We start from the raw sequence: 10,486 nt of genomic DNA on the forward strand, positions 1-10,486 counted from the left end.
GCTGGGCCTGGCGGTCCTGCTGCTGTTGCTGCGAAGGGGGCATGACAGGACTCCGTCGTAGTCGGAGATCCATGTGTCACCAACGTCCAGCAGTTCTATACCTAGACCTTGGCGAACGCGGCTGTGGGAGAGGGCTCGCATTGGCGCGGCCCCTGGTGGTCGGGGTCCTTGGCGCCGTTGGCGTCCTTGCTGTTGTGACGGGCCCGGGCGGCTCGGCGGTGGATGGCGCGCAGTTCGTCCTCGCTGACGCCTCCCCACACCCCGGATTCCTGGTTGGTCTGCAGGGCCCAGAGTAGGCATTCGGCGCGTACCGGGCAGTGCCCGCACACTGCCTTGGCCTCGTCGATCTGCAGCAGGGCCGGGCCCCGGTTGCCGACGGGGAAGAACAGATCCGGGTCCTCTTCGCCGCACAGGGCGCGGTCCAGCCAGTCGCGCCGCGGGGTTTGGGAGGCTTCGGGAGGGTTCATCGCATTCCTCGCTTCACGGCGGCGGGACGGGTCTCCCGCAGGGGCTGGTCCCGGGCGGGGCGGGGCCCCGGTGTTGTGGCGGCGGCGGCCGGCGGGGCGCCGGTGAGGCGCTCGGTGAGCTGGCGGCGGTGGCGGGTCAGGCGGTCGGCGCCGTCGCTCGGCGGGGGCGGTGCGGGCAGGTCCATCACCGCGCGCAGGGCCCTCAGCGCCGCCACCGTGGCGGGTCTGTCCTTGTCGACGATGTCGTTGAAGCTCTGGCGGGCCGCGTCATAGCGGGTGCGTGCCTGGGTGATCTGCTCGGCGGTGGGCCGTAGTCGTCTGGCTGGGTTGCGGTCCTGGGCGAGGAGGTCGTCCAGTTCGCGGCCCAGGACGAGGACGGCGTTCTGCGCGCGGGCGACGGCCTGGTCGTCGATGCCGGCGGCGACTTGGTCGGCCAGGCGGTGGTCGGGTCGGGGGTAGTGCGCGGCGATGGTGGCCCGCGCCGCGACGCGCTGCTCGCCGAGGGCCTCGTCCAGAAGGGAACGGGCGGCGTCGAAGGTCGCCGTGTAGGCGGCCTGCTCGGCGAAGTGGACCTCCATCGGGCGCAGGTCCAGGGCCTGGGCCTCGGACCGGACCGCTTGGGCGGCGGTGGCCGCGAGTGTGTGCAAGTGCGGCTCGTGGTCGCTTGCGGCGCGTTCGGCGGCGGCGAGGGCGAGCAGGCGCCCAAGCACGGCGTGCCGTCCGGTGGTCTCGGCGGCCAGGGTGCGCGCGAGAGCGGTGCTGCCCCGGTCGGCCAAGGACCAGCGGCCTTCGCCGGCCTCGCGGCCGGCCTGGGCCACGTAGGTGTAGGCGCTGGTGAGGGTCGCGTCCGCGTCCTCGGCCGCTCGCCGCGCGGAGGGCACCCGGCGGCGCCAGTGGAGAGCCGCGTCGGCGTCGCCGGCGGGCTGGCCGGGCAGTGGCAGGGGCTGGGGCGGCTGGAGGACTCGGGCGGCGGCGCTTCCCACTCTCTCGCGCACCTCCCCGTCCAACGGCAGGTGGTCCAGGGCCCCGGCGAGGGCGGTGTCCAGACGCCGCCGGTCCGCCCCGCCGGCGGGGGTGACTTGGTCCGGTTCCTGTTCGGCGGGTTCGGTGCGCACGCCGGTGGTGAACGCCTCGATCCGGCCCGCACGAAGGTGCGGGGCCAGGACGAGGAGGTCACGCTGCAGGTCGACGGCGGCCTCGCGCCAGCGGGCCCGCTGGTCGTCGGTGAGGTCGGCGGGAGGCCGCGCGGTGAGCGGGTCGAGGTCGGCCAGTCGCTCCAGATACCAGGTGGCCGCGGCGAGGACGGCCGGTTCCTGGCGTGCCGGCCAGGAGGAGTTCAGGATCCGCAGGTTCGCGACGAGCAGCGGCCGGTCGTCCTCACCGACGGGGCCGGCGGCCCGCCGGACGGCGCGGGCGGTACGCAGAGCCGACATCACCAGCGACGCGTGCTGCTCCTGGGCTCCCGGGTAGTGCGAGGCGAGTTCGGCGAGCACGTCGGCGCCGGGCAGTGTGGTGAACGCCGCGCCCCAGGCGCTCCCGGCGCGAATCCAGTTCGGACCGTCGGGCGCCGCGTCGGACGGCTCGTCCTGAGGCTGCCACAGGCGGTCCTCGAGCCAGTCGGCCTGCGCCGTGCGCAGCGTGTCGCGGCGCGCGTCGTCCTGAGGCAGTTCCGCGAGCGCCCGGCGCACGATGTCGCCCGGCCTGCTCGGCGTCAGGGCGCCGTCGTCGTCGGTGGCGTGCGCCGTGACCTCCAGGTGGCCGAGGCGGTCGGTGTCGAGGAAGAAGTGCGCGGCGGTGGCCGGGTCGGAGGTCAGCAGCGAGGGCCCGTACGTTCCGCCGAGGTAGGGGTCGGTGTAGACGCTGGCAAGCGCGTACTGCACGGGCTCGGACGGCGGCGGGGGCGGGGGCGGGGGCGGGGGCGGGGGCGGGGCCAACGGCCTGCCTCTCTTTCTGGTGGCGGGATCGGATGGAGTCGGGAAGGCGAGCGTGCGCGGGCGCCGCGGGCGGGGACAATCGCTACGGCGCTCCGGTCCCGGTGGGCGGGAGCGGTGGCCCGCCCCTCCCATCTGGCGGAATCAGGCACCGTCCGACGGGCGGGCCTCACCTGCGGCGACTGCCGCCGGGGCGGCGCGGGCGGGAGGGTTTGGAGGCGGGTGACCGGCGCGGCGGGGTGCCGGGCCCGGCTTGGGCGGCCTGCTCGGCGGCAGCCTGAAGGCGTTCGCGGTCGGCCTCGCGGCGCACGCGCAGCAGTTGCAGGCGGTCGGTGATGCGGGCGGTGCGGTAGAGGTCGAGGGCCTTCGACAGGTGCTGCCACTCGGTGGCTCGATCGTTCTCGGGGGGCGGGCCGAGCGGGTCCGTGCCGGTGACGTTCTGGTGCAGCCGCCAGTCGGCGACGGCTGTGACCAGGCGCCGGTAGAGGTGTTGCTGGGCGGTGTCGTCCTCGTCGGGGGCGGGGATCTGCTCGATCCACTCCTCGGGTGCTGCCTGTCCGGCGAGGGTCGCGGCAAGGGCGTCCTGGCCGAGGCGTTCGGCGCGGGGCAGCAGGATGGGCACGGGAGCGCGGCGGCCGGCAGGCCCGGCCACGGCGGGGGTGGCGGGGGCCGGCGGATCGGGCCGCACCGCCGGGTCGGGGGCCTGGCGGCCGCGCAGCAGTCGCAGTCGGGCGAGTTGCTCGAGGGCCTGGCGGGTGAGTTGCTCGGACGGCGGTCCGGGGTGGGGCTGGTGGGCGGTGCGGGCGCGGTGGTGCAGGGCGCGGATCCGCTCCTCGAGGGCACTCCAGGCGGCGGCGTGCTGCTCGGCCTCGGGCTTCGGGCCCAGCCCCGGCACGTGGGCGGGTACCTGGTGGAGGGTGCGCCAGGCGTCGGTGAGGGCCGCGGTGCGCTCCCATCGCGCACGCAGGGCGCGGCCGGCCTCGGGGGGCGGGAGGGGTCCGAGCGGCGCGGTCCAGGCGGGAATGTCGGCGGCGAGTTGGGCGCCGCGGGCGGCGAGTTGGCGGTCGACGACGTCGCGGCGCTCGGTGAGGTGGCGCCGCCAGTTGTCGGGGGTGTGCGGGTCGTCGATGGCGGCGGTGGGGGTGAGCCAGTCGGGCAGATCAGCGGCGTCGCCGCCGGTGGGCGGCCGGTCGGGCAGCAGTCGGCGCAGGTTCCGCTCCGCGCCCACGCGGGCGGTGACGGCCTCGGCCCGCTGCCAGGCCTCCCGGGCCGCCTGGTCGCGGGTCCGGGCCCGCTCGGCGTCCTGTGCCGCCGCGGCGGCGGGGTCCGGCGCGGCGGCCGGGGAGCCGGGCCGGGCGCGCTGGTAGTCCTCCCGGGACCGGTCACGCCACGGCATCGCGCGGCGCAGTGCCTGCTCACCGCGCAGGCGCACCAGGTCCTCGACGGCGGCGAGCTCCGCCCGGTGGTCGCCTTCGTCGGCGGCTCGCAGCGCGGCACGGCGCCCCGCGCGCAGGCGCTCGGCGAGCTGGGCGGCGGTGAACGTGCCGTACGGGCGCTGGGGCCAGGGCGGGTGGCGGCGGCCGCGGGCGGTGACCGGGCGGGGAACGACGGCGGCCTGGGCGTCGGCGGCGTGCAGTTCGTCCAGGGCGCGGGCGCGGTGCTGCTCCGCGAGGGCGGCGATGCGCTGCAGTTGGTCGCCGGCGAGGGTGCGCAGCAGGCGGGCGTTCGGGTGGGGGTCGGCCTCCGCGTGGGCTTCGGCGGCGCGGGCGGTGGCGAGGCGGCGGTCGATGCGCCAGGCCAGGACGGCGCCGGGCACGTCCACTCCGGTCAGGGTGCCCTCCTGGTGGGCGGCGGCCAGGATGCGTTCGGGGGTGAAGCCGGCTTTCTCCGCGCGCCCGAGTGCGTTGACGATGGCGGTGAACGCTTCGTCGGCGACCAGCGGTTCGGCGGCCGGGCCGAGCGCGGCGCGGGCGGCGGCGGCGTAGCGCAGCCGGGTGGCCTTTTCGGTGGCGTCGGCGTACTCGGCGGTCAGCTGCCGGATGCCCCAGGCGCGTTCCTGTTCGGTGCGGATGGTCTGGCGGGCGGAGGGCGCGAAGCTGCTGTAGGTGGCGATCCGCAGGAGGGCCTGGTCGAGGGTCTGGTCGTTCTCGAGGGCGATGTAGAGGTGGTTGCCGGTGCGGCCGCGGGTGGCGGCGACGTAGGCGGCCTCGCGGGAGGTGCGGGTGGTGAGAAGAGCGTGGGAGCGGGTGACCGTCATGCCCTGGGCGCGGTGGATGGTGGAGGCGTAGCCGAGCTCGCAGTGCTCGCGCAGGTAGTCGGCGGGCAGGGTGAGGCGGCCGCGATGCCGAGTGTGGCGGATGACGGCGTCGCCGGCGGGGGTGTAGCGCTCGATCGCCCACACGTCGCCGTTCTTGACGAAGTCCTTCCCACCGCGGCAGACCAGGCTGCGTTGGTTTCGCCGGGTGACGACGAGGTCGCCGACGTGCGCGCGGTGGCCGTCGCGCAGCCGGGCGGGGCTCGGGCGCCAGCGTGAGGGGGCCAGGAGTTGGCCGCGTTCCATCCGCCACTTCTGGGCGCGGCGGTTGAGAGTTGCGACGAGGTCGCGGTCGGGGGCGGTCATCAGCGGGGTGCGTCCGGCGGTGAGGTCGGTGCGCCAGGCGGTGAAGACGGCGTCCGCCATGGCGGACGTGGTGCCGCCCTGCACGCGGCCCTGCCGGCGGTACCAGGTGAACGCCTCGCCCGGGTCGCCGTCGCGCAGTGTGAGGGAGGCGCCCGCCTCCTCGGGGTGGCGGAAGCGGTGCACGGCGGTGAGGTGGACGGCGCCGACCTCCGTCTGCAGCAGCCGCAGTACGCCGCCGGCTTCGACGGCGGCGAGCTGCGCGGGGTCGCCGATCAGGCGCACGTGGGCGCCTGCCTTCGCGGCGCGGCGCACGATCACGGCGAGCTGGGTGGTGGCGGCCATGCCGGCCTCGTCCACGATGATGACGTCGCCCTTGCGCAGGCGCTCGGCGCGCGGCAGGACGAGTTTGCCGGCATCCGCGAGACGCTGGCGGCGCAGCCAGGAGTGGAGGGTGTGGGCGGGACGCCCGAGTTCCTCGGCCATGACGTGGGCGGCGCGGGCGGAGGGGGCGAGCGCCACGGTGGTGCGGCCGGCGGCGGTGATGGCGTCCGCGGCCAGGCGCAGCGCGGTGGTCTTGCCGGCGCCGGCCGGTCCGATCGCGGCAGCCAGCGCCCGCTCGGAGGTGGCGAACGCTTTCGCCATGGCGCGCTGCCCGGCGTCGAGCGGGCCCTTGTGGCGGGCCGCCGCCTTCTCGAACGTCCGCAGCAGGCAGGCGGGGGTGAGTCGGGCTCGGGCGGCGGCGACGATGCGGTCCTCCGCCGCCAGGATCGCCGGGGTGGTGTACAGCTCGGCGCCGCGGCGTCGGTAGACGCTGGTGCCGTCCGCGCGCCGCAGCGGCGCGAAGGCGGGGTTGATGTCGGGCGGCGTGAGGTCCAGGCACAGCCGCGCCAGAGCATGCTCGGTGATGGCTTCGGCCCACCCCTCACCGCCTCGGCCCAAAGTGGCGGCGGTGACGTGACGGTGGGCCTCGGCCAGCAGGTGCCGCTTGCCGAAGACGGCGCGGTGCAGGGAGACGGTGGCCACCACCTCGCGGGCGGCCACTGCGACGTCCAGTCGGGGCGGCGGTCCCTTGTCGCGGCGCACGTCACGGGCCACCCTGCGGGCATTCGCCAGCAGATTGTCGACCAGGGGCCGGCCGAACGCGGCGGCAACCCCCAGCTGCCAGCCCTCGCGCAGCACCGCGAGCGGGGCTGCGGACTTCTTGGCCGGTCGGGTCTCCAAGGTCGCTCGGCGCATCAGGGCGATCCGCGCCGGCAGGGAGGGCTCCTTGCCGTGCTCGGCCCGGTAGGCGGCGAGCAGCCGGGGCAGCTGGGCGAGTATGGCCCGGGTGCGGGCGGAGTTCGCGTCGATCAGCTCCGCGCTGATGCCCGCGATCTCCATCACCGGGCGCCGCCCTTCCTCGAGCTGGCGCTCGACCACCACCAGGTCCAGAGCGGTGCAGGCGCGGCGCAGGACCTGCGCGTTGTAGAGCTCGGAGGCGGCGACAGCCTGCGCCAGCAGCAGCCGGCCGTCGATGGTGCGCCACCGCCCGTCCGGGCCCTGCACCTTGTTGGCGATCAGCACGTGATCGTGCAGCAGCGCGTCGCCGCACCGGGAGTCGAAGTGCCGGAACTGCGCTGCCACCAGGCCGCCGGTCACGTCGTGCTGGGCCACGCCGCCGGGCCCGGTGCGGGTGGCCAGCGCGTTGTCCTCGATCCACGCCAGGGTGGTGGCGATCGCCTCCTCGTGGGCCTTCTCGACGGCGGCCCGCACGTCCTCGTCGCCCAGCGCCCACAGCAGGCTGACCGACTTGGGCGGGCGGAACACCGGGTGGAACGCGGCCACGGGCTGGCGCGGGGGCCGGGTGCGGCGGGTGATGTAGTGGTGCAGTTCGGTGCCGCCGGCCGGGTCCCGCTCGTACTCGGCGCGGAAGGCCACAGCACCGACCTGGCGGCGCAGCGCGCGGCGCACGCTGTCGGTCGCGGATCGCCCGGCGTCCTTCTCCCACGCCTTGGTCCGCTCCTCGATCGCCGTGGCGAGGGCGGTCGGCTTCTGCCCGAACTGATAGAAGCCGGCGCCCAGGCGGGCCGCCCGCTGTGCCTGGCGCACCGTCGCCCCGGCGCGCAGCTGCTCGGCGATGATCTCGTCCGCCCGAGGGTGCAGTCCCTCACCGAACAGGGCCCGCATCTGCGCCTCCGTCACCTCACCCGCCACGCCGAGGAGTGCTGAGGCTCGCCCCGTCCACCGCCCGGGCGGCACCTGAAGGGCCGCCTGGTGCTCGGCCAGGTCCCGACCGCGGGGGCGCGGATCGTCACCGCTGGTGATCTGGCGCATGAAGTAGCGGTAGCCGTCCCCCGGCGTGGTCTTCCCCCAGTCCACCGTCATGGGCGCCAGAGTCCGCCCCGGCCGTTCGCAGATGCAAGAGCTGTCAGGAACTTGACCTCCTACCCCGGGCCCCGGTGGCTGGGCACACCCTGGTGCCCAGCCAGGCCACAGGCCGCCACCGGGAGACGTTGTCGCAGGCCGCAGGCATGACGACGGCCGCGCGGGTGGGGCGCGGGCCCCGGGTGGGAAGTGCCCGCGCGGCGGGTTGGCAGGATCCCGCCTGGCGGGATCTGACGGGGCGCGGACTTCCCGGGCGGGGGTGGCAGCGGGTTGCCTGATGGTCGGCGCGGCGCCCGGGTTCGATCGTTCCGGGGGGCGACGCAGGTTCCCCGATCGCGCCGTTGGGTGCGAGTGAGTGAGAGAGGCGGGATGGTCATGGCGAAGGGGGTCCAGCGCAAGGCCGTGGGGTCGATGGCGGCCCGGCGGCGGGCGCGGGAGTTGCGCAGCGAGTACGAGGCCCGGGACCTGGCGCTGTTGGAGGGGGCGGAGGAGTTCCTGACATTCCAGGAGCGGACCGCTGCGACGGTGGAGGGCATCGACGAGCAGATCGAGAGGCTGGAGGCGGCGCGGGAGCGGGCGCGGCGCGAGGGATGGGAGGCGGGGGCGGTGGTGGCGGCCCGGATGCGGGGCCTTCAGGTGCGGGGGGTGGCGGTGCGGGAGGACGAGGTCGCGGACCGGCTGGGGGTGGACGTGGGTGAGCTGCGGCGGCTGGTCGGGCACGTGAAGGCGTCCGGGAACGCGGCGGTGCCTGCGCGTGGTGAGCAGCCGGCTGGCGGGGCGCAGCGGGCGGGGGGCGGCGACGGGCCCGGGCGGGGGCGGGGGGTTCGGGTGGCATCCGGGGGCTCGGCGGCGGCGGGTGGCGGCCCGGTGGCTGTGCGGCCCCTGGTGGGCGGGGCGGGTCACGGCGGCGGCCCTGCGGTGCCGAATCCGGTTGACGGCGTGTCGGGGGTGCGGTGATGGCCCAGGTGTCGGAGGTGACGGCCGGTGAGCTGGATCCGACGTGGCTGGGGGGTGCGTTCGAGGTGGTGGAGGAAGGGGCGGACGGTCCGCTGGTCCACGGGATGCGGCTGGTGTCGTACCGGAAGGTGGCAGGGCGGGAGAGGGTGGTGCTGGTGGGTGAGAACACCAGCGTGGTCGTGGATGCCTCGGTGCGGCTGGCGTTCCAGGTCGCGGTGGCGGTGCCGGGCCGGTGGACGGGAGCGGTCGTCGACGGGGCCGTGCCGCAGGAGGTTCCGGTGGCGTGGCAGGGCGCGGTGGGATGGCCGGGCGGCGGTGGGTATCCGCCGGCCGGGCCGCCGGGGCCCGGCGCTCCCCCGTCCGGACCGGCCGGGGCGGGGCCGGGTGGTCCTGCGGCGCCGTGGATGCGGCGCCTGCCTGGGACCTGACGGCGGATCCCGGGGACGACGGAAGGCCCGCCCCGCTCTCGCGCGTGGTGGCGTGGAGAGCGGGGCGAGCCTTGGATCGTGTCGCTGCCGGGGCGGCGGGCGGTACGGGGCGGGTCAGAGCGAGGGTTCCTCGCCCGGTGCCTGTGGGAGGTCGGGGCCGGCGGGTGCGAGGGCGATCTCCAGCCAGCGGGAGTGGCGCGGGCAGGAGCACGGGAGGTGTCGGGGCCCGGACGCGGGGGTCGTCCAGTCGCCGTTGTCGTCGGGGGCGTGGCGGGCGCAGTCCCACTCGGGCAGTCGCCACAGCGTCGGGTTGCGGGCACCGCGGTGGCGGGAGAGGACCCAGGGGCCGAGCCGGTGCTGGCCGGGGACGGCGAGGTCACGGTCGGCGGGGCGGCGGCGCAGCCAGCGGCCGGCCAGGCGGGCGGGCAGGCGGGCGGGCAGCCGCTTCGGGGCGGCGAGGGGCTGGCGGTGGGCGTGTGTTGGGCGACGCTCACCATGCCGATGTCGCGGGCGCGGATCGGGCGTTGAGCGTGCCAATGAGGTTCGGCTGGTTCGGCGTTCGTTTGGGGCGGCACCTTGCCGATGAAGGTGAAGTCCGAGGTGGGTGGCGGGTGGCGGACCGGGTGGTGTCGCGCGGTGCCGGTCTCCGTGGCCGGGTGGTCCGGGTTGCGCTGACGGGTCGTCGGCAGCGAGGGTGCAACACCGGCCGACCCTTTCTGGGTGCGGTGGCCAGGCCGGAGCCTGACGGGATGGACGTCGATCGAGGTGCTGGACGCGGTGGCGGCCCGGCGGGCGCTGGCCCGCCGGATGCTGCGCTGTCCGGACTGCGGCGGCACGCTGCAGCCCTGGGGCCGGGCCAGGAGCCGGACTGTGCGCGACCTCGGCGGCCAGCTGCTGACCGTGCGTCCGGACCGCGCCCGGTGCACCGCCTGCCGGGCCACACACGTCGTGCTCGACGCCGCCCTGCTGCCTGGCCGGGCATACACGGTCCAGTTCGTGGGCCAGGCCCTGGTCGGCGCGGCGCGCGGGCGCGGTCACCGGCCGATCGCCGCTGAGCTCGGCGCGCCGGACGGCACCGTGCGCGGCTGGCTCCGGCGAGCCAGACGCTCGGCCCACCAGCTGTGGACCGTGGGCGTCCAGGCCGTTGTGGCGCTCGACCCGGCAACCCTGCCGACGCTGGACCGGCCGGACCCGCTCGCCTCCGCCGTTGAGGCCCTGATCGCCGCCGCGCTGGCTGCCGGCGGCCGCCTGGGCGTCGAGCACCACGGACTCTGGCCGCGGATCGCCGTCCTGACGCGCGGCCGACTGCTGGCCGTGGCCCCGCCGGGCTGAACCGTCGGCGCCGTTCCCGGCCCCCGCCTGCCCTCGCACCGCCCCTGAGCCGCCCGACCGCCCGGTGAGCCCTCCACCGGGCCACTTCCGTACGCACACATGCGACACCGTGCCGACGATGAGCGACACCTTGCTCATGACGGTGTCCGGTTCGGCCGGAAGGTCATCGGCATGGTGAGCGCCCTGCTGGTCGGCATTTTCAGTGCCGGACCACAGGGCGTGGAGGTCGATGGCACCCCAGGAGACGGTGAGCAGCAGGCAGGGGCGGGGGCTTGTCCAGGCGTCCGGTGTCAGTACCTGATGCTGTCGGGGATCTTGAAGAACACCGGGTTCACCCGACCGATCACCGCCCCCGCAGGCGCCGTCCAGCCCGGCCCAGGTCCTCGA

Annotated in this window: 6 protein-coding genes and 1 pseudogene; 3 read left to right on the forward strand and 4 right to left on the reverse strand. The window is 76.0% G+C overall.

Going from position 1 to position 10,486, the window contains the following annotated elements; translation table 11 throughout:
- Positions 1-179: 179 nt before the first annotated feature.
- From ACFXHB_RS43215 to mobF, 3 genes and pseudogenes are all read right to left on the reverse strand, one after another.
- Positions 180-467, reverse strand: a pseudogene (locus tag ACFXHB_RS43215) (WhiB family transcriptional regulator); the annotation flags it as partial.
- The gene (locus tag ACFXHB_RS43220) at positions 464-2,347 is read right to left on the reverse strand and encodes a hypothetical protein (protein ID WP_380582474.1); all 1,884 of its coding nucleotides are present in this window, start codon (positions 2,345-2,347) and stop codon (positions 464-466) included. The pseudogene ACFXHB_RS43215 and the gene ACFXHB_RS43220, both read right to left, overlap by 4 nt.
- Before the next feature lie 220 nt (positions 2,348-2,567).
- On the reverse strand, positions 2,568-7,382 hold the full coding sequence (gene mobF / locus ACFXHB_RS43225) for a MobF family relaxase (protein ID WP_380582476.1): 4,815 nt from the start codon (positions 7,380-7,382) through the stop codon (positions 2,568-2,570).
- 375 nt (positions 7,383-7,757) lie between these two features.
- On the opposite strand from mobF, the gene ACFXHB_RS43230 reads away from it, so the two are divergent.
- Together ACFXHB_RS43230 and ACFXHB_RS43235 are read left to right on the forward strand one after the other, a co-directional pair.
- Positions 7,758-8,339, forward strand: coding sequence for a hypothetical protein (locus tag ACFXHB_RS43230; RefSeq protein WP_380582478.1), 582 nt, complete (start codon positions 7,758-7,760; stop codon positions 8,337-8,339).
- A complete protein-coding gene (locus ACFXHB_RS43235) occupies positions 8,339-8,767 on the forward strand; it encodes a hypothetical protein (RefSeq protein ID WP_380582480.1) in 429 nt (142 codons plus the stop codon). Before ACFXHB_RS43230 ends, ACFXHB_RS43235 begins: the two co-directional genes overlap by 1 nt.
- Before the next feature lie 114 nt (positions 8,768-8,881).
- On the opposite strand, the gene ACFXHB_RS43240 is transcribed toward ACFXHB_RS43235, so the two are convergent.
- Entirely contained in the window at positions 8,882-9,304 is a 423-nt protein-coding gene (locus ACFXHB_RS43240) for a hypothetical protein (protein ID WP_380582482.1), read from the reverse strand.
- A gap of 183 nt (positions 9,305-9,487) precedes the next feature.
- Here ACFXHB_RS43240 and ACFXHB_RS43245 point away from each other — a divergent pair, with 183 nt between their 5' ends.
- Entirely contained in the window at positions 9,488-10,099 is a 612-nt protein-coding gene (locus ACFXHB_RS43245) for a DUF6431 domain-containing protein (protein WP_380582484.1), read from the forward strand.
- Positions 10,100-10,486: the final 387 nt, after the last annotated feature.

This window comes from Kitasatospora sp. NPDC059327 (assembly GCF_042752535.1).
Classification (GTDB): domain Bacteria; phylum Actinomycetota; class Actinomycetes; order Streptomycetales; family Streptomycetaceae; genus Kitasatospora.

Bases quoted from the DNA above. Each gene is read 5' to 3' on its own strand.
- mobF (WP_380582476.1), bottom strand. From the start codon at position 7,382: ATGACGGTGGACTGGGGGAAGACCACGCCGGGGGACGGCTACCGCTAC.
- ACFXHB_RS43230 (WP_380582478.1), top strand. From the start codon at position 7,758: ATGGCGAAGGGGGTCCAGCGCAAGGCCGTGGGGTCGATGGCGGCCCGG.
- ACFXHB_RS43235 (WP_380582480.1), top strand. From the start codon at position 8,339: ATGGCCCAGGTGTCGGAGGTGACGGCCGGTGAGCTGGATCCGACGTGG.